This is a genomic window from Streptomyces sp. NPDC093546 (genome assembly GCF_044765045.1).
Classification (GTDB): Bacteria; Actinomycetota; Actinomycetes; order Streptomycetales; family Streptomycetaceae; genus Streptomyces.
On record NZ_JBIWJG010000001.1, the window covers coordinates 457,897 to 479,138 of the forward strand.

The 21,242-nt window shown below is 70.9% G+C and carries 19 protein-coding genes; 13 read left to right on the top strand and 6 right to left on the bottom strand.

Going from position 1 to position 21,242, the window contains the following annotated elements:
- The first annotated feature begins 77 nt into the window (after nt 1–77).
- Nucleotides 78–623, top strand: coding sequence for a GNAT family N-acetyltransferase (locus ACIRNI_RS01970; protein ID WP_403547468.1), 546 nt, complete (start codon nt 78–80; stop codon nt 621–623).
- 263 nt (nt 624–886) lie between these two features.
- Nucleotides 887–1,021, top strand: coding sequence for a hypothetical protein (locus ACIRNI_RS01975; RefSeq protein WP_403547470.1), 135 nt, complete (start codon nt 887–889; stop codon nt 1,019–1,021).
- Nucleotides 1,022–1,030: 9 nt separating this feature from the next.
- Here ACIRNI_RS01975 and ACIRNI_RS01980 read toward each other — a convergent pair whose 3' ends face one another.
- Nucleotides 1,031–2,614 (bottom strand): purple acid phosphatase family protein, encoded by a 1,584-nt coding sequence (locus ACIRNI_RS01980; protein WP_403547471.1) that lies wholly within the window; start codon nt 2,612–2,614, stop codon nt 1,031–1,033.
- A 148-nt stretch (nt 2,615–2,762) separates the two neighbouring features.
- Here ACIRNI_RS01980 and ACIRNI_RS01985 point away from each other — a divergent pair, with 148 nt between their 5' ends.
- Both ACIRNI_RS01985 and ACIRNI_RS01990 read left to right on the top strand, forming a co-directional pair.
- Nucleotides 2,763–3,806, top strand: a complete 1,044-nt coding sequence (locus tag ACIRNI_RS01985) for a 3-isopropylmalate dehydrogenase (RefSeq protein ID WP_356645531.1) — start codon at nt 2,763–2,765, stop codon at nt 3,804–3,806.
- Nucleotides 3,807–4,064: 258 nt separating this feature from the next.
- Nucleotides 4,065–5,156: a branched-chain amino acid aminotransferase gene (locus ACIRNI_RS01990; protein WP_403547473.1), complete on the top strand. Its 1,092-nt coding sequence runs from the start codon at nt 4,065–4,067 to the stop codon at nt 5,154–5,156.
- 89 nt (nt 5,157–5,245) lie between these two features.
- On the opposite strand, the gene ACIRNI_RS01995 is transcribed toward ACIRNI_RS01990, so the two are convergent.
- A complete protein-coding gene (locus ACIRNI_RS01995; protein WP_403547475.1) occupies nt 5,246–6,697 on the bottom strand; it encodes a cytosine permease in 1,452 nt (483 codons plus the stop codon).
- A 284-nt stretch (nt 6,698–6,981) separates the two neighbouring features.
- Here ACIRNI_RS01995 and ureA point away from each other — a divergent pair, with 284 nt between their 5' ends.
- The 5 genes from ureA (at nt 6,982) to cimA (ending at nt 13,103) form a co-directional block, all read left to right on the top strand.
- Nucleotides 6,982–7,692: an urease subunit gamma gene (gene ureA, locus ACIRNI_RS02000; protein ID WP_403547477.1), complete on the top strand. Its 711-nt coding sequence runs from the start codon at nt 6,982–6,984 to the stop codon at nt 7,690–7,692.
- A complete protein-coding gene (locus tag ACIRNI_RS02005) occupies nt 7,689–9,410 on the top strand; it encodes an urease subunit alpha (RefSeq protein ID WP_403547479.1) in 1,722 nt (573 codons plus the stop codon). The genes ureA and ACIRNI_RS02005 overlap by 4 nt, the downstream gene beginning before the upstream one ends.
- Before the next feature lie 25 nt (nt 9,411–9,435).
- Nucleotides 9,436–10,446 carry an agmatine/peptidylarginine deiminase gene (locus tag ACIRNI_RS02010; protein WP_403547481.1) on the top strand — a complete coding sequence of 337 codons (1,011 nt, stop codon included), beginning with the start codon at nt 9,436–9,438 and terminating at the stop codon, nt 10,444–10,446.
- 122 nt (nt 10,447–10,568) lie between these two features.
- Nucleotides 10,569–11,111: a TetR/AcrR family transcriptional regulator gene (locus ACIRNI_RS02015; RefSeq protein WP_403547787.1), complete on the top strand. Its 543-nt coding sequence runs from the start codon at nt 10,569–10,571 to the stop codon at nt 11,109–11,111.
- Nucleotides 11,112–11,474: 363 nt separating this feature from the next.
- Nucleotides 11,475–13,103, top strand: coding sequence for a citramalate synthase (gene cimA / locus ACIRNI_RS02020; protein WP_355363354.1), 1,629 nt, complete (start codon nt 11,475–11,477; stop codon nt 13,101–13,103).
- An 87-nt stretch (nt 13,104–13,190) separates the two neighbouring features.
- On the opposite strand, the gene ACIRNI_RS02025 is transcribed toward cimA, so the two are convergent.
- Nucleotides 13,191–14,882 carry an AIPR family protein gene (locus tag ACIRNI_RS02025; protein ID WP_403547482.1) on the bottom strand — a complete coding sequence of 564 codons (1,692 nt, stop codon included), beginning with the start codon at nt 14,880–14,882 and terminating at the stop codon, nt 13,191–13,193.
- A gap of 190 nt (nt 14,883–15,072) precedes the next feature.
- Between ACIRNI_RS02025 and ACIRNI_RS02030 the strand changes: the two genes are divergently transcribed.
- Nucleotides 15,073–16,416 (top strand): hypothetical protein, encoded by a 1,344-nt coding sequence (locus ACIRNI_RS02030; RefSeq protein WP_403547484.1) that lies wholly within the window; start codon nt 15,073–15,075, stop codon nt 16,414–16,416.
- A gap of 42 nt (nt 16,417–16,458) precedes the next feature.
- Here the strand turns inward: ACIRNI_RS02030 and ACIRNI_RS02035 are convergent, their stop codons facing one another.
- Together ACIRNI_RS02035 and ACIRNI_RS02040 are read right to left on the bottom strand one after the other, a co-directional pair.
- Entirely contained in the window at nt 16,459–16,938 is a 480-nt protein-coding gene (locus tag ACIRNI_RS02035; protein ID WP_403547486.1) for a hypothetical protein, read from the bottom strand.
- A 5-nt stretch (nt 16,939–16,943) separates the two neighbouring features.
- Nucleotides 16,944–17,405 carry a hypothetical protein gene (locus ACIRNI_RS02040; protein WP_403547488.1) on the bottom strand — a complete coding sequence of 154 codons (462 nt, stop codon included), beginning with the start codon at nt 17,403–17,405 and terminating at the stop codon, nt 16,944–16,946.
- A 215-nt stretch (nt 17,406–17,620) separates the two neighbouring features.
- On the opposite strand from ACIRNI_RS02040, the gene ACIRNI_RS02045 reads away from it, so the two are divergent.
- Nucleotides 17,621–18,817, top strand: a complete 1,197-nt coding sequence (locus ACIRNI_RS02045; RefSeq protein ID WP_403547489.1) for a right-handed parallel beta-helix repeat-containing protein — start codon at nt 17,621–17,623, stop codon at nt 18,815–18,817.
- Nucleotides 18,818–18,985: 168 nt separating this feature from the next.
- Complete coding sequence (locus tag ACIRNI_RS02050) at nt 18,986–19,516, top strand: hypothetical protein (protein WP_403547491.1); 531 nt, start codon at nt 18,986–18,988, stop codon at nt 19,514–19,516.
- Nucleotides 19,517–19,552: 36 nt separating this feature from the next.
- On the opposite strand, the gene ACIRNI_RS02055 is transcribed toward ACIRNI_RS02050, so the two are convergent.
- The gene (locus tag ACIRNI_RS02055; RefSeq protein ID WP_403547789.1) at nt 19,553–20,434 is read right to left on the bottom strand and encodes an aminoglycoside phosphotransferase family protein; all 882 of its coding nucleotides are present in this window, start codon (nt 20,432–20,434) and stop codon (nt 19,553–19,555) included.
- 115 nt (nt 20,435–20,549) lie between these two features.
- Here ACIRNI_RS02055 and ACIRNI_RS02060 point away from each other — a divergent pair, with 115 nt between their 5' ends.
- Entirely contained in the window at nt 20,550–21,206 is a 657-nt protein-coding gene (locus tag ACIRNI_RS02060; protein WP_403547493.1) for a class I SAM-dependent methyltransferase, read from the top strand.
- Nucleotides 21,207–21,242: the final 36 nt, after the last annotated feature.

Genomic DNA, 21,242 nt, shown 5'->3' on the forward strand with positions numbered 1-21,242 from the left:
GTTGGCCTGGCCGGATCCCCACCATCGAGCGGTCGCGCACGTGAGTTCGGCGTACCGGGACTGCCACAGTGGGCCCTATGACCGACTCGCTGCGCACCGCCCACACCTACGCGCTCACCCCCGCCACGCTCGACGCCCTCCGCGCGATGCTGGAGGCCGCCTTCGACGGGGACTTCGGCGACGAGGACTGGGACCACGGGCTCGGCGGCGTCCACGCGTACGTGGAGGACGAGCGCGGCATCGCGGCGCACGGCAGCGTGATCATGCGCCGGGTGGTGCACGCGGGGCGCGCGTACCGCGTCGGGTACGTCGAGGGCGTCGCCGTACGGGCCGACCGGCGCCGACAGGGCCTCGGCGGCCGGGTGATGGCCGCGCTGGAGGAGGTCGTCGACGGGGCGTACGCGTTCGGCGCGCTGTCGGCGTCCGACGAGGGGGCCGAGCTGTACCGGGCGCGCGGCTGGCAGCTGTGGAACGGCCGGGTCGAGGCGTACGGGCCGGGCGGCGTGGCGCACCTGCCCGACGAGGAGGACTCCACCTACCTGCGGCCCTCTGCCGGCCGGCCGCTTCCGGCGGCGGAGAAGGGCGCGCTGCTGTTCGACTGGCGCGACGGCGACGTGCTGTAACGCCCCCAGCGCAAGGGCTGCGGGGCGGCCGCGTCTCAGATAGTAGGAAGTCCGAGTAATTGTGGAGACAGATGCGTGGCCCGCGCGTAGCGTTGTAGAAGCCGAACGTCTCGCTCCATCAAGCGAATGGCGGTCGCGAGCGCCCGTGCCCGAGCAGGTCACCCCTGCGGCAGCGCTCCCCGCCCCTTCCGGCGCCTTCGATCATCTCGCTGATCCCCCGCTGATCCTCCAGCCGACCAGCTGATCTCAAGGAGTCGACCACCATGGCCTCTCAGACCCTCCGCCGCCGTGTCCGCCACACCGCGGCCCGCCCCAGCGACGCCGAGCGCAAGAACGCCGCCGCCGCCCTCCAGCGGGCCCTCGACCGCAGGGACAACGGCGGCGCGACCGGCCACTGAGCCCACCGTTCAGCTCGAGCGCCGCACCTCGAAGTGGTCGATCCGCTGCCCGCTCTCCGCCAGCGCCGACACCTTGAGGACCGGCGAGGCACCGCTCACGGCCTCCACCGCGAGGAACGAGAAGCCGGTGTACCGCACCCGTGACCACTCCACGACGTCCGGGTCCGGCAGCCGCGCCTTCGTCCAGTGGAACGTCAGGATGTGGTCGTGGTCGTGGACACGCCCCTCGTAGCTGTCCCGCACGCCCGGTCCGAAGCCGTACAGCTCCCTGCCCGCGCCGCCCGCCGTCACGTACACGATCCCGTCCCGCACCGGATCGGTGGTGGCGCCGATCGGCACCGGCCGCCCCACCTCGCCGCCCCTGATCGCGTCGGTCCGCTCGTAGACGTGGTTGTGGCCGTTGATCACCAGGTCCACCTGGTGCTTGGCGAACAGCGGCACCCACGCGTCCCGCACCCCGCCGTCCGAGGCGTGCGTCGACGTCGAGTACGCGCAGTGGTGGAAGAAGACCACCACGAAGTCCACCGCCGGGTCACGCCGCAGCGCGCCGAGCCGCCGGTCGAGCCAGGCGGTCTGGGCGCCGTCCGTGTAGCCCAGGTTGGCCGGGATCTCGTACGACACGTCGTTGGCGTCCAGCGCGACGACGCCGACGTTGCCGTAGACGAACGAGTAGACGCCGGGTGCCCGCGCGGGGTCCGGGCCGTTCTCCGGAAGGGAGAAGCGGGCCGACTGGCCGCCGTAGCCGTGGGGCGAGTACCACGCCTCCATGTCGTGGTTGCCGGTCGTCACCATCCACGGCACGCTCGCCGCCACGCTCTCCGTCTGCGCCAGGAACTGGTCCCAGACGCGCGCGTCGTACGTGTCCGAGGTCGTGCCGTGCCCGCTGTCGTCCGCGTAGCAGATGTCGCCCACGTGCAGGTGGAACGCCGGGTCCTGCCCCAGGATCAGCTGGTCGTTGGCGAGCGCGTGGTAGCTCACGCCCTGGTCGCCGAAGGCCGTGAAGACGAACCGCTCGGGCGGCGTCGCCGGAGCCGTGCGGAACGAGCCGATCGTGCCCAGCCGGGCGGGGGCGGCCGGGTCGAAGCCGTCGTGCCCGACGCCGTAGTAGTACGTGGTCCCCGGCCGCAGCCCGTCCAGTCCGGCGTGCAGGTAGTACTGGTCGACCGCCGGCAGCTTGCGCGACAGCGACGGCGTGTGCAGCGGCCGCACCTCGGCCTCGATCTTCCGGCTCAGCTCCCAGGGCGCGAGCCCGATCCGTACGTACGGCCGGGTCACCGCGAGCGGCACCTGCCAGGAGACGCGCATCTGCGTCCTGGGGTCGGCGCCGAAGGCGAGGTGGCGGCCGAAGGGGGCGACGAGCGAGCCGTCGACGCCCCCGGTCGCGGGCGCCGTGACCAGGGTGGGGGAGGTGAAGGTGGGGGAGGCGGCGGAGGCCGGGGCCGCCGGCAGGCCGACCGCCGCGCCCGCCGCGGCCGTTCCCGTCAGCACCCGCCGACGGGAGAGTCTCGCCCGCAGGTACGCGTGCTGCTCGGGCATGGACATGCGGCGGGCGAGGGACTCGGGGATGCCGAAGCGTGGGGTGTCTTCAGTCATGCCCGGCAACTTGCCAGTAACTTCCGACGCGCCGCCAGACTCCGGATGAACGAAATCCGACGAACACGCGCCCGGGAAGTCGGCCGAAAGGCGTCCACATCATGGACTGTGCATGTCCGGGCACTGGACCCGGGAGTAGGGTGCCGTCATGTCTCGCAGCATCAATCTCGCAGTGATCCCCGGTGACGGCATCGGCCAGGAGGTCGTGGCCCAGGGCCTCAAGGTCCTTCGCTCCGTCCTTCCGCAGGATGTGAAGCTGGAGACCAAGGAGTACGACCTCGGCGCCCAGCGCTGGCACCGCACCGGGGAGACCCTCCCCGACGCGGAGCTGGAGTCGCTCAAGAACCACGACGCGATCCTGCTCGGCGCGATCGGCGACCCGTCCGTGCCGTCCGGCGTCCTGGAGCGCGGGCTGCTGCTGAAGCTGCGCTTCGCCTTCGACCACTACGTGAACCTGCGCCCGTCGAAGCTCTTCCCGAACACCGCGACCCCGCTGGCCGGCCGCCCCGACATCGACTTCGTCGTCGTCCGCGAGGGCACCGAGGGCCCGTACACCGGCAACGGCGGCTCGCTGCGGACGGGCACGGAGCACGAGGTCGCCACGGAGGTCAGCCTCAACACGGCGTACGGCGTCGAGCGCGTCGTCCGTGACGCGTACGAGCGGGCCAACGCCCGCCCGCGCAAGAAGCTGACGCTGGTGCACAAGAACAACGTGCTCGTCTACGCCGGCCACATGTGGAAGAAGATCTTCGACAAGGTCGGCGCGGAGTACCCGGACGTCACCACCGACTACCTGCACGTCGACGCCGCGACGATCTTCTTCGTCACACAGCCGGAGCGCTTCGACGTCATCGTCACCGACAACCTCTTCGGTGACATCCTCACCGACCTCGCCGCCGCCGTGACCGGTGGCATCGGCCTGGCGGCCTCCGGCAACATCAACCCGACGGGCGCCTTCCCGTCGATGTTCGAGCCCGTCCACGGCTCCGCGCCCGACATCGCGGGCCAGGGCAAGGCCGACCCCACCGCGACGATCCTCTCCGTCGCGCTGCTCCTGCGCCACCTCGGGTACGAGGCCGAGGCCGTCCGCATCGAGGACGCCGTCGCCGCCGACCTCGCGGCCCGTGACGGCTCGACGCCGCGTACGACGGACGAGATCGGCGACGCGCTCGCGGTACGCGTAGCGAGCTGACCCGCCGACTGGAGAAACCTCAGACACAGCCGCCGGGTCGCATCCGCACCCGGCGGCTTCTCCTGTGCGGCCCCGGGTGCCACCATCAACCCCTGGACCGCACTCAACCGCTCCTCCTCCATACCGTTTCGTTCATGGGCTCCCGCGGGCGATAATCGAACGCGGGGCCGCGGCATGCGGGAAAGCTCGGACGTCCTAGCAAGTCGTAGCGGCGTGAGCGCGGTCCGTCACAACCAACCGGTGAAGGACACAGCACTCATGACGACGACGCCCACGATCGAGCTCAAGCCCTCCTCGAACCCGCTGTCCGACGCGGAGCGCGAGGCGATCCTGGCCAACCCCGGATTCGGCCGCCACTTCACCGACCACATGGTGACGATCAAGTGGACGGAAGGGCGCGGCTGGCACGACGCCCAGCTGACGCCGTACGCGCCGCTGTCCATCGACCCGGCGAACATGACCCTGCACTACGCGCAGGAGATCTTCGAGGGCCTGAAGGCATACCGCCGCCCCGACGGCTCGATCTCGATGTTCCGGCCCGAGGCGAACGCCGAGCGGTTCCAGCGCTCGGCGCGCCGCCTGGCGATGCCGGAGCTGCCCATCGAGACGTTCGTCGCCGCCTGTGACGCGCTCGTCCGGCAGGACCAGGCGTGGGTGCCGCCGCACGGCGGCGAGGAGTCGCTGTACCTGCGGCCGTTCATGATCGCCAACGAGGTCGGGCTCGGTGTCCGCCCGGCCAACGAGTACCTCTTCCTCGTCATCGCCTCGCCCGCCGGCGCGTACTTCCCCGGCGGCGTGAAGCCCGTCTCGGTCTGGCTGTCGGAGAACTACGTCCGCGCCGTCCCCGGCGGCATGGGCTTCGCCAAGACCGGCGGCAACTACGCGGCCTCGCTGCTCGCGCAGGCCGAGGCGGCCGAGAAGGGCTGCGACCAGGTGGTCTGGCTCGACGCGCTGGAGCACAAGTGGGTCGAGGAGATGGGCGGCATGAACCTGTACTTCGTGTACGGGGACAAGATCGTCACCCCGGAGCTCACCGGCTCCCTCCTCGCCGGTATCACCCGTGACTCGCTCCTCCGGCTCGCCCGCGACCTCGGGTACGAGTCCGAGGAGGGCCGCATCTCCACCGAGCAGTGGCAGCGGGACACCGAGAACGGCACCCTCACCGAGGTCTTCGCCTGCGGCACGGCCGCCGTCATCACGCCGGTCGGCCTGGTCAAGTCGGAGAAGGGCGAGTGGACCCAGTCGGGCGGCGAGCCGGGCGAGGTGACGCTGAAGCTGCGCAAGGCGCTGCTGGACATCCAGACCGGCGCCGCCGAGGACCCGCACGGCTGGACGCACAAGATCGGCTGAGCCGGATCGGCTGAACCGGCACCGGCACCGGACATGCGAAACGCCCGCACCCCCCGCTCGAGGGTGCGGGCGTTCCGCTGCGCCGCGCGTCAGGACGCGGCGGTCTCGGGGGCGGGCGTTTCGGCCGCGGGCGCGGAGGCCTCGGCGGGCCTCGGGAACGCCGCCCGGCTGCTGAGGGTCAGTGCCGTGTACACGCCTCCGCCCACCAGGCCCGACAGGATGAAGCTGCAGTCCACGCCGCCGGTCAGGGGCAGCAGCGGGCCCTCGTAGAGCGGGGTCGACACGGCCGCCAGGCCCACCGCCGCGCCCAGCGCCCATGCCAGGGTGGCGCGCGGCTCCCAGCCGGCCCGGTACCAGTAGATGCCGCCCTTGGCGCGGCGGTTGTAGACCTGGAGCGCCTCGGGGTCGTACGCGCCGCCGCAGCCGACGTGGCCCATCAGCGTGATGACGGCCCACGGCGTGCCGATCGCGGTCAGCAGCAGCACGAACGACGTCATCGCGGACTGCGCGTCCCACGCGAAGTGGCCGAGGAAGACGAACGCCGTCGCGACGACCGCCACCACCAGCGTCGCCGTGGTGCGGGTGGCCCGCGGAATGATCGCGTCCAGGTCGAGGCCCATCGAGTAGAGCATCAGCCCCGCGTTGCCGACCGACCCGGCGCTCGCCGCCAGCAGCAGCGGCACCAGGTACCAGGGCGCCGCCGTCGCGACCAGCGGCCCCGCGTAGTCGAGTCCGGCGCGCGCGGCGAGCGCCGTGAACGTGCCGAACAGCTGCGGCACCAGCAGGCCCGCGAACAGGCCCACGCAGGTCGCCCGCAGCACCGTGCGCGAGCTGTGCCGCTGCGGCGAGACGTAGCGCGTGTAGTCGCCGAGCAGCGTGATGAAGGCGACGGGCCCGCTCAGGCCCGCCGCGACGGCGGACAGCAGCCAGGTCGGCCAGAAGGAACCCAGGAGGTACGGCGTGTCCGGCGGCGGCGCGGTCGTGAAGTCGCCCGCGTACGCGACGATGCCGAGGGCGAGCAGGATCGTCATGCCGATCGCGAGCGCCTTGCTGAGCCGTAGCAGCAGCCCGTAGCCGTACACGGCGGCGACCACCGTGCAGCCGGCGAGCAGGACGTAGACGAAGGTGTGCGCCATCGGGCCGGTCGACACGTCGAACAGGCGGGACAGCGTGCCGAGCATCACGTCGCCGCCGATCCACAGCGTCAGCGCGGTGTACCCGAGCGACAGCAGGAGGCCCACGATCGAGCCGACGAGCCGGCCGCGTACGCCGAAGAAGGCGCCGCTGGAGGTGGAGAGGTTGGTCGCGGTGCGCAGGGAGACGAGCGCGAGGGGAGCCGTGAAGGCCACCCCGACGACGGTGCCGGCGAGGACCGAGGTGACGGCGGGCCACAGGCCGAGGCCGAAGGAGACCGGTAGCCAGCCGAAGACGATCACGCCCAGGCACAGATTCGATCCGAGGAGGATCGAGATGAGGTCACGCGGCCCGCTCGTGCGTTCCGCTTCGGGGATGGTGTCGACTCCGCGCTGTTCCATCGGCATGCGCTGCTCCCTCTTCTGGGGGCTCGGTTCACCTCCGGGGCGCCCAAGGCGGTCTCGACGGTCGATCGTGCTCGGTCCGCTCGTACCTCACGAACCTCCGCGCGTTCTCCCTTTCGACACCGCCGCGCCCCTTCGGCTCACTCGCCTGGTGCTGCGTTCGTAGATTTGAGTGTCGCTCTAATTAGAGCGACACTCAATGTGACGCACGCCGCGCACCCGCGTCAATGCTTCTCGGGTGGAAATCTTCGGGTTAGAGTGATGCTCAAACAGGAAGGTGTGGTGACGTGCGACTGACCCCCACGGAACGCGACCGGCTGCTGCTCTTCGGCGCCGCCGAGCTCGCCCGGGCCCGCCGGGCCCGTGGCCTCCGGCTCAATGTGCCCGAGGCCACCGCCCTCATCGCGGACACCGTCTGCGAGGCCGCCCGTGACGGCAGGCGCCTCGCCGAGGCGATCGAGGCCGCCCGGTCGGTGCTGGGACCCGACGACGTCCTGCCGGGCGTCGCGGACGTCGTGACCGAGGTCCATGTCGAGGCCGTCTTCGACGACGGATCGCGGCTCGCCGTGGTCAGCGACCCCATCGGGGGAGGCCTGGGCGACCAGGCGCCGGGCGCCCTGCTGCCGGGCCCGGAGCACTCCGACCCGGAGCCCGTGGTGCGCCTGCGGGTCACCAACACCGCGAGGGTGCCGGTCTCCGTCACCTCGCACTTCCACTTCTTCGAGGCCAACCCGCGGCTCGACTTCGACCGCGCCCGCGCCTACGGCATGCGGCTCGCCGTCCCCGCCGGATCGTCCGTGCGCTTCGGGCCGGGCGAGAGCGAGGAGGTCGGGCTGGTGCCGATCGGCGGCGACCGGATCGCGATCGGCTTCGCCGGCCTGGTCGACGGGCCGCTGGACGCCCCGGGCGCCCGCGAGGAAGCACTGCGCCGCGCCGCCGCCTGCGGCTACCTCGGCGTACCGGACACCACTGAGCAGGAGCAGGAGGTCGAGCGATGAGCCGCCCCGGAGGCCACCCCGCCGAAGCGCGCCGCCTCACCCCGTACGAGTACGCCGCCACCCACGGCCCCCGCGCCGGCGACCGCGTCCGCCTCGGCGACTCGGGCCTGACGGTCCGGGTCGAGTCCGACTCGCAGCGGTACGGCGAGGAGTTCCTCGCCGGCTTCGGCAAGACGGCCCGCGACGGCCTGCACCTGAAGGCCGCGGCCGTCCGCGAGACCTGCGACGTCGTGATCAGCAACGTCCTCGTGATCGACGCCGTCCAGGGCATCCGCAAGGTGTCCATCGGCATCCGCGAGGGCCGCATCCACGCCATCGGCCGCGCCGGCAACCCCGACACCCTCGACGGCGTCGACGTCGTCATCGGCACCGGCACGTCCATCGTCTCCGGCGAGGGCCTCATCGCCACCGCGGGCGCCGTCGACACCCACGTCCACCTGCTGTCGCCGCGCATCATGGAGGCGTCCCTCGCCTCCGGCGTGACCACCATCATCGGCCAGGAGTTCGGCCCGGTCTGGGGCGTCGGCGTCAACTCGCCGTGGGCGCTGCGCCACGCCTTCAACGCCTTCGACGCCTGGCCCGTCAACATCGGCTTCCTCGGCCGCGGCTCCTCCTCCCACGAGGCCCCGCTGGTCGAGGCGCTCGCCGAGGGCGGCGCCTCCGGCTTCAAGGTCCACGAGGACATGGGCGCCCACACCCGCGCGCTGGACACGGCGCTGCGCGTGGCGGAGGAGTACGACGTCCAGGTCGCGCTGCACAGCGACGGCCTCAACGAGTGCCTGTCGGTGGAGGACACCCTCAAGGTCCTGGAAGGCCGCACCATCCACGCCTTCCACATCGAGGGCTGCGGCGGCGGCCACGTCCCCAACGTCCTGAAGATGGCGGGCGTGCCGAACGTCATCGGCTCGTCCACCAACCCCACCCTCCCCTTCGGCCGGGACGCGGTCGCCGAGCACTACGGCATGATCGTCTCCGTCCACGACCTGAAGACCGACCTGCCCGGCGACGCGGCCATGGCCCGCGACCGGATCCGGGCCGGGACGATGGGCGCGGAGGACGTCCTCCACGACCTCGGCGCGATCGGCATCACGTCGTCGGACGCCCAGGGCATGGGAAGGGCCGGCGAGACCGTACGCCGGACCTTCGCCATGGCCGGGAAGATGAAGGCCGAGCTCGGCCCGCTGGACGGCGACGGGGACGGCGACGACAACGCCCGCGTCCTTCGCTACATGGCCAAGCTCACCATCAACCCGGCGATCGCCCACGGCCTCGCGCACGAGGTCGGCTCGATCGAGGTCGGCAAGCTCGCCGACATCGTGCTGTGGCGGCCGGAGTACTTCGGCGCCAAGCCGCAGCTCGTGCTCAAGTCGGGCTTCCCCGCGTACGGGGTCGTGGGCGATCCGAACGCCGCCACCGACACCTGTGAACCGCTCGTGCTCGGCCCGCAGTTCGGCGCGCACGGCGCCACCGCCGCCGACATCTCCGTCGCCTTCGTCTCGGGCGCGGCGGCGCAGCTCGGCGCCGACAAGATGCCGACGCGCCGACGCCGGGTCGCGGTGCGCGGCACGCGCGGCATCGGCCCCGGGAACCTGCTCCTCAACTCCCGTATCGGCGAGGTGGCCGTCGACGAGCGCACCGGGCTCGTCACGCTCGACGGCGACCCGGTCCGCTCGGACCCCGCCGACTCCGTCTCCCTCAACCGCCTCTACTTCCTCTGAAGTACCTCCTGTGAAGGACCACGCGATGTTCCGCATGCCCGCCGAATGGGCCCCGCACGAGCGCACCTGGATGGCCTGGCCCGGCCCCAACCCGACCTTCACCAACGACGAGGAGCTGGCGGAGGCGCGCCGCGCCTGGGCGTCGGTCGCCCGTGCCGTCCGCCGCTTCGAGCCGGTCACCGTGGTGCACGGCCCCGGCCAGGAGGAGTCCGCCCGCGAGCTCCTCGGCCCGGACATCGACCTGGTCGAGCGGGACCTGGACGACGCCTGGATGCGCGACATCGGCCCGACCTTCGTCACCGACGGCGAGCAGCTCGCGGCCGTGGACTGGGTCTTCAACGGCTGGGGCGCCGCCGACTGGGCGCGCTGGGAGCACGACTCCAAGATCGCCCGCCATGTCGCGGACCTCGCGGGCGTGCCCGTACACAGCAGCCCCCTCGTGAACGAGGGCGGCGCCATCCACGTCGACGGCGAGGGCACCGTCCTCCTCACCGACACCGTGCAGCTCGGCCCCGAGCGCAACCCCGAGTGGACGCGCGCGCAGGTCGAGGCCGAGATCCACGCCAAGCTCGGCACCACCAAGGCGATCTGGCTGCCGCGCGGCCTGACCGGCGACTACGGCATGTACGGCACCCGCGGCCACGTCGACATCGTCGCCGCCTTCGCCCGCCCCGGCACGGTCGTGGTCCACACCCAGCCCGACCCGGCCCACCCGGACCACGAGCTGTGCAAGGCCAACGTCGAGCTGCTGCGCAACCAGACGGACGCCAAGGGCCGCCGCCTGGAGGTCGTCGAGATCCCCGCGCCGACCGTCCTCCAGGAGGACGGCGAGTGGGTCGACTACTCCTACATCAACCACTACATCTGCAACGGCGGTGTGGTGCTGTGCGCCTTCGACGACCCGCGCGACGAGATAGCGGCCGGCATCTTCCGCCGCCTCTTCCCGGACCGCACGGTCACGCTGGTCGACGCCCGCGCGATCTTCGCGGGCGGCGGCGGCATCCACTGCATCACCCAGCAGCAGCCCAAGGTCTGAGCCCGATCGGGTACAACGTACGAGTGAACGAACCACCCCAGGCGCCTTCAGGGCCCCTTCCCGTCACGCGGCGGCGCGGCCGCAACGCCGCGCCGCCGCGTGAAGAGGTGCTCGCCGCCGCCATGGAGACCATCGCCGAGCGCGGGCTCGAAGGGCTCACCATGGCGGGCCTCGGGCGGGAGGTCGGGATGAGCAGCGGGCACCTGCTCTACTACTTCCGCACCAAGGACGAGCTGCTGCTCCAGACCCTGGAGTGGAGCGAGGGCAGGCTCGGCGCCGAGCGCAGCGCGCTGCTCTCGCCCCAGTCGACACCGGTGCGGGAGCGGCTCGAGGCGTACGTCGACCTGTACGTGCCCGACGGGCCGCGCGACCCGCACTGGACGCTGTGGCTGGAGGTGTGGAACCGGTCGCAGAACGCCGACGACGACGCCCGCGCCCGCCAGGCCGCCATCGAGGGGGCCTGGCACCGCGACCTGGTGGCGCTGCTCGCCGAGGGCGTCTCGCGCGGCGAGCTGCGGCCCGTCGACCCCGACCGGTACGCGGCGCGACTGCGCGCGCTGCTGGACGGGTTCAGCGTGCACGTCGCCGTGGGCATCCCGGGCACCGGGCGGGCGCAGGTGCTCGCCCACGTCCGGGAGTTCATCGAGGACAGCCTCATACCGTGACGCTCACACCGTGACCCGCATACCGTGACCGCGAGAGGGGGGCGGGGCCGACCGCATGGACCGTGCCGACCGCATCGTGAGACCCGCCCCCACCGGTCTTCCCATCTGTGGCAAACTGCCCGGGTGCTTGCTACCACCATGATTATGGGCAGCAGCGCGCCGGTCCGCAGTGACCGCTGAACTCGCGGAAAGAACCCCCGCGGCAGTGGACACCGTGCCTCAGACCCGCGCGCAGACCTCTCGCACCCGCGAGAGGTTTTTTCGTTTTCCGGCACCCACCCCCGGCGGAAGCGAGCGGCGCGCGACGATGGGGGCAGTGGAGCTAAACGTCCGGAGCCGTATCCAACAGGAGCCATCACCGTCATGACCACGGAGACCGACAGCCATTCCGTCGACGCGAGCCCCGTCGACGACAGTTTCCATGTCTTCGACACCACGCTGCGCGACGGCGCCCAGCGTGAGGGGATCAACCTCACCGTCGCCGACAAGCTGACCATCGCCCGGCACCTGGACGACTTCGGCGTGGGCTTCATCGAGGGCGGCTGGCCCGGCGCCAACCCGCGCGACACCGAGTTCTTCGCCCGTGCGGCGAGCGAGCTGCGGCTGAAGCACGCGCAGCTCGTCGCCTTCGGCGCCACCCGCCGCGCCGGCACCACCGCCGCCGAGGACCCGCAGGTCAAGGCGCTCCTCGACTCGGGCGCCCCGGTGATCACGCTGGTCGCCAAGTCCCACGACCGCCACGTCGAGCTGGCCCTGCGCACCACGCTGGACGAGAACCTCGCGATGGTCGCCGACACCGTCTCGTACCTGCGCGAGCAGGGCCGCCGGGTCTTCGTCGACTGCGAGCACTTCTTCGACGGCTACCGCGAGAACCCCGCCTACGCCAAGGCCGTCGTCCGCGCCGCGTACGAGGCCGGGGCCGACGTCGTCGTGCTGTGCGACACCAACGGCGGCATGCTGCCCGCCCAGATCCAGGCCGTCGTCTCCACCGTCCACGCCGACACCGGCGCCCGCCTGGGCATCCACGCCCAGGACGACACCGGCTGCGCCGTCGCCAACACCCTCGCCGCCGTGGACGCGGGCGCCACGCACGTCCAGTGCACCGCCAACGGCTACGGCGAGCGCGTCGGCAACGCCAACCTCTTCCCGGTCGTCGCCGCGCTGGAGCTGAAGTACGGCCGCAAGGTCCTCCCCGAGGGCGCGCTGCGCGAGATGACCCGCATCTCCCACGCCATCGCCGAGGTGGTCAACCTGACCCCCTCCACCCACCAGCCCTACGTCGGTGTCTCCGCCTTCGCCCACAAGGCCGGGCTCCACGCCTCCGCGATCAAGGTGGACCCGGACCTCTACCAGCACATCGACCCGGAGCTGGTCGGCAACACCATGCGGATGCTCGTCTCCGACATGGCGGGCCGCGCCTCCATCGAGCTCAAGGGCAAGGAGCTCGGCATCGACCTCGGCGGCGACCGCGAGCTGGTCGGCCGGGTCGTCGAGCGCGTCAAGGAGCGCGAGCTCAAGGGCTACACGTACGAGGCCGCCGACGCCTCCTTCGAGCTGCTGCTGCGCGCGGAGGTCGAGGGCAGGGCGCGGCGCTACTTCCGTACGGAGTCGTGGCGCGCGATCGTCGAGGACCGCCCCGACGGCACCCACGCCAACGAGGCCACCGTCAAGCTGTGGGCCAAGGGCGAGCGCATCGTCACCACCGCGGAGGGCAACGGCCCGGTCAACGCCCTGGACCTCGCCATGCGCGCCGGGCTGGAGCGGATCTACCCGCAGCTCGCCAAGCTGGAGCTGGTGGACTACAAGGTCCGCATCCTGGAGGGCGTGCACGGCACGCAGTCGACCACCCGCGTCCTGATCACCACGAGCGACGGCGCCGGCGAGTGGTCGACGGTCGGCGTCGGCGAGAACGTCATCGCCGCGTCGTGGCAGGCGCTGGAGGACGCGTACACCTACGGACTGCTGCGGGCGGGCGTCGAGCCGACGGACTAGGCCCTGCTGAGTAGACCCCCCAGGGGTAAGAGTGCCGGCTTGTGACTGTGGCGGTCGAGACGCACGTGTCCCGACCGGCCACACCCCTCACTGGGAGGCGAGTCGGCCCTCCACTCTGCCCACGAGGTCACGGCATTTCGTGGTGTTCTTGAACAACGGCGCCAGATAGTTGTTCGGGTACGCCTCTTCAACAGACTGGATCAGGGTGTCCAGCACGCTTCCGGTGACGTCATGCACCCGGTCGAGCTCGATCTGCCAGTCGTACTTCGGCTCGTCCACCTTGTCCAGGTTCAGCTGGTTGAAAACCAGCTGCAGAATCAGGCGATTTCCGTGTGTGGCGATTGCGTAGTCCCGGTCGGCCAGATTGGTGCGCCGCTCGGCGAGGTCTGCCTCGACGACCCGCATGACTTGCACGCAACGCCAGACCTTGTGGGCGGTTGTCCCGCCGTTGAACAGGTTCACGTACGGAGCCCGCGCCGTGTTCTCGGAGAGCCGCCCCACTGCACTTTTGGCCATCACGGAGTAATAGGGGTCGTTGTAGGCGCACGCCAACGCCACCAAGGCGTCTTGTACGGTGCAGCCGTCGGCCTCGGCCGGAGGGTTCTCGCCGCGCTTCACGGAGTACTGCTTGCGGAGCGAGAGGAGCATGTCCCGCCGAATCCGCTCCTGCTGCTGATCCAGAGCGACGAAGTCCCGGCTTTCGACACTGTTCTGCGTATTGGTCGCTCGCGTGACATCGATGGCGAAGTCAGGAGGGCAGCCTTCGAGCGAGATGAAGCGTACCCACACCCGGGCGTCGTCGAGGGCCTGGGGATCCTTCCTCGCGGCCCGGTGAATGCTGGCCACTGTCTGGGCGCCGTTCACCACACTGACGCCTGTGATGGCGAAATCGCCGTAGGTGTGCGTGGCACCGCCGCGGGGGGTCTTCTTGATCGATTCACAGAGGGCGGTGATGCCGTTGTTGAAGTACCAGAAGTGCTGCCCCTGGGTGAGCAGTGTGTTTGTCAGCCCCTCGTTCACGTCGGTGTTCCCGAGTGACTTGCGAAGGTTCTGCGAAAAGAGCCGGTCGCCGTGGTTTTCGTACCATGAAGCGATCTCGGACGCCTGTACCAATCCGTAGTAGGCCTGATAGGGCAGGTCCACCGTCCCCCACTGCTCGATCGGCACGTTGAGCTCGATGCTGGGGCCGGCGGTGCCCTCCACCACCATGGAATGGAACTCCCTCAGCCCCAGTGTTTCGAGAGAGACCACCGGGTCGTTCTCGTTGACCTCGTTGAGGAAGTCGTCGAAGACCAGGCGAGCCTCCTCCGGGAGCGTGGTCCTGCCCGTGGTTGCCACCACGATGATGAAGGTAATCGAGGCGTCGCTCAGGGCGTCGGCGATGGACTTCTGCCGCGCCTGAAGCGCAGGGGAGAAGCGGTCGAAGCGCATATTGAACAGATCGCTGCAGCCGTTGCGGATCTTCAGCGCGTCCGCTTGAGAGAGGCCTGCGTCTCCCGACCCGTCCCACTTCGACTGCACGAGAACGATCCGGCGGTTTTCATTGTCGATGGCCAGCGCGTCAATGCCATTGTCGTGGAAACCATCCACCACTGCTTCGGCTGCTTCTTCGGGGGGCATGCCGGTGAAGCGCTGAATCGCCCGAGCTGCGAGGGCCCGGCTGAGGAAGGCCGGGCGCCGCTGCTTCTCGGGCTTCCCGTCGTAATCACTGAGGTCGATCCGTCCCTCGAAGTCCTCCGTCAGGGAGTCCTCAATGTGTCGAACGCGCAACGCACGCACAGCCGTCCCACCCCTCGGTGTCGTGTCAATGCGACAAGGTTACCGATCACTCAGGGGCTGATCGTCGGTTTATGTGGTCCGCGCCTGATCGTGGGCTATGGCTTCCGCTCTCGATCCTGTTTCGCTGCCGTCGCACTGCAGTCGTGGCCCGATTCGCTCGCTCTAGTCCGAATGGGGGTATTTTTGACTCATGAGGACCAGGCCGTTCCCTCTTCTGTCGGCGCTGGCAGGGCTGGTGCTGATGCTGCTGGTCGCCTTGGCTCCCGGAGCGGGGGCCAAGGCCACGGGGCTGTCCGACGCCGGTGACGCGCTGCGGGCGGGCCCGGTGTACGTCCACCCGGAGGCGACCGGTGAGCTGTCGCAGGCGGACGCGGACGCCCTCGCCGACAAGATCCTCGACGCGGACAAGCCGGTCTTCGTGGCCGTGCTGCCGGCGACCGAGGAGTTCCCGCGCGAGAACCTGCTGCGCAATCTGCGGACCGAGACCGGCGTCACCGGTGTGTACGCCGTGCGGCTCGGTGACGCGTTCGCCGCCGGGGCCGACCGGGCCGTGATGTCGAACCAGGCCGTGCAGAACATCGTCACGGCCGTCCGCCAGCCCGGCGTGGACGCCGCGACCGAGCTGAACGCCTTCGTCGACCAGGCGCTGCCGCTGGCCCGTGGCTCGGCACCCAGCACCTGGGAAGGCGTCCCGGGTGACGGCGTGCCCGTCGGCGGGCTGGTCACCCTGGGCGCGGTCGCCGCGGCCGGCGGCGCGACCGCCTTCACGGTCGTACGGCGCAGGCGGCAGCGGCGCGAGGCCGAGGAGCGCGAGGCGCTGGAGCGGATGCGGGTCGTCGTGGACGAGGACATCACCGCCTTCGGCGAGGAGCTCGACCGGCTCGACTTCCACCCGGCCGAGCCCGGCGCGGACGACGCGATGCGCACCGACTACGAGCACGCCCTCGACGCGTACGACAAGGCCAAGTCACAGATGGGCCAGGCCCGGCACCCCCATGACGTACGGGGCGTGACCGAGGCCCTCCAGGACGGCCGCTTCGCGCTGGCCGTCCTTGCCGCCCGCCGCGAGGGCCGCCCGCTTCCCGAGCGGCGGGCACCTTGCTTCTTCGACCCGCGCCACGGCCCGGCGGCCACCGAGGCCCCGTGGGCCCCGCCCGGCGGCGCGGTCCGCGAGGTGCCGGTCTGCGCGGCGGACGCGGCACGCCTGGAGGCGGGCGAGGAGCCGATGGCCCGCACCGTCGACACCGACTACGGCCGCCGCCCCTACTGGGAGGCCGGCCCCGCGTACGGCCCCTGGGCGGGCGGCTACTTCGGCGGCGGCCTGCTCCCGGGCCTGCTGATGGGCACCATGCTCGGCTCGATGCTCGCCACACCCGCGTACGGCGCGGAGTACGGCGGCGGCGAGTTCAGCGGCTACGAGGGCGGCGACTTCTCCGGCGGCGACTTCAGCGCCGGCGACTTCGGCGGCGGAGGCGACTGGGGCGGCGGCGGAGGCGGCTTCGGCGGCGGGGACTTCGGGGGCGGCGGGTTCTGACGCCCGAGCCGCGACGGGCGCGGACCGCCTCCGCCAGGGTTGTCAGCTTGGCTGTTGAAGCTGCTGGAGGCGGCGGTTCGCCGCGTTGCGGACACGGCGGGTTCGTCCGCGTGCACCGAGCAGTCCGAGGGCATCGGGTGCGGTCACGGCCTCTGTGGCCGCGACCATGCGCTGACACCAGTCGGAGGCCCCGGTGACATCCTCGGCTGCCCACGGCTCGCCCAGGGCGAGGGATCTGAGCAGGCTCCACTCGCGCAGCCGACGAGTGAGGAAGCCGCGCTCGCCGATCACCTCCGTCATGGCTTGGGCCCAAGCGGTGAACCGAGGGTCGGTCAGCAGCATTGCCGCCCGACGGTCCACATGGCGGCCCACCGCGCTGTCCGCCATCGCCGCGTCCCGGTCGCACAGCACAGATGCCACCAGGTCGGCTTCATCCGCCTCGGCGACCACCTCCAGCGCCAGCAGGTACCCGGCAAACCGCCGGTGCTCGGCGGGCTCTTCGTCGCGATGGGGTCCGGTCATGCCAGTCATCCCTTGCAGGTGGTCTCCGTCCAGGTCGCCTGAAGGTCACGGCAGATGATGGTGAGTGTGCCGTCCCAGCAGGCGATCTCGTGGCTGCAACCGTCCCTGTGAGGCAGGATCTCGTCGAGGATCACAGCCCCGAGGTCCGTCCCTCGTTCCTCGTCGGCGGGATCGATGGTGAAGCTGGACACCCCTGCGTAGCGTATGACCAGGTCACGGTCATGCTTCCAGCAGTTGTGCTGGAATTCGACCTCCATCTCCTCCCCGCCGGAACCCCGGAGGGCCCGAAGCGTCAGGTCCTTCACGCATCGCCTGCTCCGGAAGTCGTAGTGGTCCGTGTCAGTGGCGAAGGTCCGGGCACCGGGCGGCAGATCACCAGAGATCGAGGGCAGCTGGTCCAGGTAGGGACCTGGGTCCAAGACCCCTGACAGGTCGCCGACCCGCGCATCGAGGTTGACGTACTCCATCGGCCTTCGCCCCCGCCCATGAGTTCCTGCCGGCCGACGCATCGTCGCATGCCTCCGGTTGCGGTGCCGCAACCGGCCGGCCTGCGCCGTCGCCACAGCCGGGCGGGCGGATCTCTGTGCGGACCGTTGACCGGAAAGCGCTTTCCCCCTAGCGTCTGTCCGCCAGTGTGACCCGCGTTCAGCCGCCCGTACACCCTCCCGGAAGGGACGCCCGCATGCCCGCGCGCCGACTCGTCCCGGCGGTCACCGCCGCCGTCGCCCTTCTCGCCCTGACCGCCGCCCTCCCGCACTCCGCCGCCCACGCCGCCGAGACGCAGATCTACGTGGCGCCGGGCGGCAACGACAGCAACCCCGGCACGATCTCCCAGCCGTTACGCAGCATCCAGCGCGCCGTGGACCTCGCCCAGCCGGGCGCCACCATCCATCTCAGAGCCGGTACGTACGCGCCCACCACGAACATCCGGCTGAACAAGAGCGGCACCGCGAGCCAGCCCCTCACCCTCCGGGCCTACGCCGGGGAGCGGGCCGTCATCGACGGCGAGAGCATGCCGCACACCCCCGCGCCCGTGGGCGCGAGCATCCCTCGGGCCGAGCGCGGGGCGATCCACATCGAGGGCGAGTACTGGCGGATCACCGGGCTGGAGATCGCCAACGGCCCGTACGGCGTCTTCGGCGTCGACACCAGCCACAACGTCTTCGACCGCCTCACCACCCGGAACAACTACGAGAGCGGCCTCCACCTCCAGGGCGCCTCGGCCGACAACCAGATCCTCAACCTCGACAGCCACGGCAACCGCGACCCCCGCAAGAACGGCGAGAGCGCGGACGGCCTGGCCATCAAGGAGGGCTCCGGCACCGGCAACGTCGTGCGCGGCGCGCGGCTCTGGAACAACTCCGACGACGGCTTCGACGCCTGGGAGTTCCTCACCCCCATCCGCATCGAGAACAGCCTGGCCTGGGGCAACGGCTACAACCGCTGGAACCTGCCCGACTACACCGGCGACGGCAACGGCTTCAAGCTGGGCGGCGGCGGTGACACCGACCCACCCGCCGCCCACGTCACCCGCAACAGCATGGCCTGGGACAACTCGGCGGGCGGATTCATCGACAACGCCAACCCGGGCGCCCTCGTCGCCGACCACTGCACGGCCTGGCGCAACGGCGGCACCGGCTTCGACTTCGCCGACGCGGACGGCACCCTTACCGCCAACCTCGCCGTCACCAACCGTACGAACGTGTCGCTGGGCTCGCAGTCCGGCGGCAGCGGCAACTCCTGGAACCTCGGCGGCACCTGGTCGTTCGCCAGTACGGACCCGAGCTCCCTCACCGGCCCCCGGCGGGCCGACGGCTCCCTGCCGCCGAGCACCTTCCTGCGCCCCGCCAACGGCACGGACGTCGGAGCCCGCTTCTGAGGCGGCTTGTGGGCGGCGGCAAACCTACACGATTCGGCGATGTCGTCACCGGACAGGGCCTGGCTACGCTGACTGAACCGGCGCTGACCTGCGTCAACGCCGTGGGGCCCCGCTGTTCGCGGGAGCCCGGCCTTGTCCTGTCCTGGCGACGGAAGTGGGTCCGCGATCATGTACCGACGTCATCTGAAGTCCGCCGCCGTGGGGTTGTCCTCCGTGCTGCTCCTCGGTTTCCTCACCCAGCACGGCTCCGCCGCCGTGGCCGCCCCCGGGCAGTGCGGGGGCAGCGAACGGGACTTCATCGATCCACCGCAGTCCGGCGGACGGGCGGCGTTCGAGCTGTCCAAGCCGTACACCCAGGCCGGCACCAAAGTGCAGACGGTGCAGTTCAACGAAGGCGGCTCGCTCACGGTCGTGCCGACGGAGGGGTCCGCGACGGCGACCGGATCGTGGATCTTCGAAGCGCCGAACGGCAGCAACCCCGCCAAGAAGGGCGTGGTCAACTTCGTGACGCAGGTGACCACGTCCGACGGGGCCAGATACGTCACTGTCTTCACCGTCACGGTCCCGGAGTGCAACCCCCGGAACACTCAGCGGCCCACCAACGTCTTCCAGATCAGGGGCGATCGTACGCAAACGGTCATCGCCCCTGACGGCAGGAGGGCCACGGGCGCGGACGCGGCCTACCAGGCCGACCGCTGACAAGGGCTGTGGGGCAGCGTCACCGGTTGAGCAGCGTCACCGGTTGAGCAGCGACTCCGCGATTGCGACGGAGGACGGGGCGAGAGCGGTCTCGCCGTCCTCGATGGCCCAGAGCGAGTTCTGCAGCAGCCGCCCGAGCGTCCAGCCGGTCGCGCGTGAGCGGTCCAGGCCGAGGACCTCGGTGAGCAGGTCGAAGCGGCGCCGCACCACGCGCCGGACATCGTTCTTCGCGACGACGTCGTCCCACCTGCTGTCCAGGGCGGGCCACAGATCGAAGCCGGGGTCCCCGGCGAGCGGCTCGGGATCGATGGCGAGCCACGGCTCGCGCTGCGCGGCGAGCACGTTGTCGTAGTGCAGGTCCCAGTGCAGCATCCGGTCGCCGGCCTCGCCGACCAGCTCGGCCACCGCCGACGCCCAGCCGCGCAGGCGTTCCCGCTCTGCGCGGTCGGCCAGAGCCTCGACCGCCTCGGGCACCTGCTCCAGCATCTCGGTGGCGATGTCGCCGAGGCTGCGAAGTCCCTCCGGCGCGGGGACGCGGACCAGTCGGGCCTGAAGTTCGGCGAGGATGCCCATCGCGACGTCGTCGTCCTCGATCGAGGTCAGCGTGCGGGTGGCGTCCAGCCGCTCCAGGAGCATGGTGCTGCTGCCGGGATCGTGGTCGAGCAGCCGCACCGTCCCGTCGCCGTCCCAGGCACGCAGTCCGATGAGTGCGGCGGTGGTCTCCTCCCTGGGCATCTGCAGTTTGAGGACCGCGCGCGTGCCGTCCCTCCGCAGCACCGGGAGCACCAGCGAGGCTTCCCCGGCTCCGACCGCGCCGTCCCGCCTCAACTCCCAGCGGTCCAGGAATTCCGCAGCGAGGGCCGGTAGTCCGGCGACCCAGGCCCTTCCTTCCTCGCCGAAGCCTCTGGCGTACGACATCGCCAGGGAATGCGGGACCTCGGACGCTTCCAACGTGTTCAAGTCATCTGCCCTTCAACGGGGGTCGCGTCGCCCGCTGCAACCTACCGGAGGAGTTCTGCGTAGTGTCGCGGGCATGGTCGAACACGATGCTCTCAGTGCCACCCGCGAGGCCTACGACGCCGCTGCCCCCGCGTACGCGGAGCTGTTCCGCGACACGCTGCGCGACAGGCCCCTGGAACGGGCGATGCTCGGCGCCTTCGCCGAGGTCGTGAGGGCGAGTGGGGGCGGGCGGGACGGGCAGGTCGCGGACCTTGGATGCGGTCCTGGTTATGTCACCGCATACCTGGCCGAGTTGGGGCTGGCGGCGGTCGGCGTGGACGCCTCTCCCGCGATGATCGAGCTGGCTCGGCAGGCCTATCCGGGACTGCGGTTCGAGGTGGGCTCGATGGCCGCGTTGGAGATCGGTGACGGCGAGCTGGGCGGCGTCCTCTCCCGGTGGTCCATCATCCACACCCCGCCGCACGAACTCCCGGTCGTCCTCGCCGAGTTCCACCGCGTGCTGGCGCCCGGCGGCCACCTGCTGGTCGGCTTTTCGGCGACCGAAGACCCGTCTCACCCGACCCAGGTCTTCGATCACGCGGTCGCTCCGGCCTATCGGTGGTCGCCCGATCACCTCGCGGGGCTGCTGCGCGAGGCGGGGTTGGTGGAGGTCGCCCGCATGGTGTGCGAGCCCCAGCCCGCCGACCGGCGGCAGTTCCAGGAGGTTCAACTCCTCGCGCGCAAAGCGTAGGCAGGGCTGTCCGCACACCTTGTGACCGGTGTCAGT

Excerpts from the sequence above, each read along its gene's own strand:
- ACIRNI_RS01970 (WP_403547468.1), top strand. The coding sequence starts at position 78 with ATGACCGACTCGCTGCGCACCGCCCACACCTACGCGCTCACCCCCGCC.
- ACIRNI_RS01975 (WP_403547470.1), top strand. The coding sequence starts at position 887 with ATGGCCTCTCAGACCCTCCGCCGCCGTGTCCGCCACACCGCGGCCCGC.
- ACIRNI_RS01980 (WP_403547471.1), bottom strand. The coding sequence starts at position 2,614 with ATGACTGAAGACACCCCACGCTTCGGCATCCCCGAGTCCCTCGCCCGC.
- ACIRNI_RS01985 (WP_356645531.1), top strand. The coding sequence starts at position 2,763 with ATGTCTCGCAGCATCAATCTCGCAGTGATCCCCGGTGACGGCATCGGC.
- ACIRNI_RS01990 (WP_403547473.1), top strand. The coding sequence starts at position 4,065 with ATGACGACGACGCCCACGATCGAGCTCAAGCCCTCCTCGAACCCGCTG.
- ACIRNI_RS01995 (WP_403547475.1), bottom strand. The coding sequence starts at position 6,697 with ATGCCGATGGAACAGCGCGGAGTCGACACCATCCCCGAAGCGGAACGC.
- ACIRNI_RS02005 (WP_403547479.1), top strand. The coding sequence starts at position 7,689 with ATGAGCCGCCCCGGAGGCCACCCCGCCGAAGCGCGCCGCCTCACCCCG.
- ACIRNI_RS02010 (WP_403547481.1), top strand. The coding sequence starts at position 9,436 with ATGTTCCGCATGCCCGCCGAATGGGCCCCGCACGAGCGCACCTGGATG.
- ACIRNI_RS02015 (WP_403547787.1), top strand. The coding sequence starts at position 10,569 with ATGGAGACCATCGCCGAGCGCGGGCTCGAAGGGCTCACCATGGCGGGC.
- cimA (WP_355363354.1), top strand. The coding sequence starts at position 11,475 with ATGACCACGGAGACCGACAGCCATTCCGTCGACGCGAGCCCCGTCGAC.
- ACIRNI_RS02030 (WP_403547484.1), top strand. The coding sequence starts at position 15,073 with ATGAGGACCAGGCCGTTCCCTCTTCTGTCGGCGCTGGCAGGGCTGGTG.
- ACIRNI_RS02035 (WP_403547486.1), bottom strand. The coding sequence starts at position 16,938 with ATGACCGGACCCCATCGCGACGAAGAGCCCGCCGAGCACCGGCGGTTT.
- ACIRNI_RS02040 (WP_403547488.1), bottom strand. The coding sequence starts at position 17,405 with ATGGAGTACGTCAACCTCGATGCGCGGGTCGGCGACCTGTCAGGGGTC.
- ACIRNI_RS02045 (WP_403547489.1), top strand. The coding sequence starts at position 17,621 with ATGCCCGCGCGCCGACTCGTCCCGGCGGTCACCGCCGCCGTCGCCCTT.
- ACIRNI_RS02050 (WP_403547491.1), top strand. The coding sequence starts at position 18,986 with ATGTACCGACGTCATCTGAAGTCCGCCGCCGTGGGGTTGTCCTCCGTG.
- ACIRNI_RS02055 (WP_403547789.1), bottom strand. The coding sequence starts at position 20,434 with ATGTCGTACGCCAGAGGCTTCGGCGAGGAAGGAAGGGCCTGGGTCGCC.
- ACIRNI_RS02060 (WP_403547493.1), top strand. The coding sequence starts at position 20,550 with ATGGTCGAACACGATGCTCTCAGTGCCACCCGCGAGGCCTACGACGCC.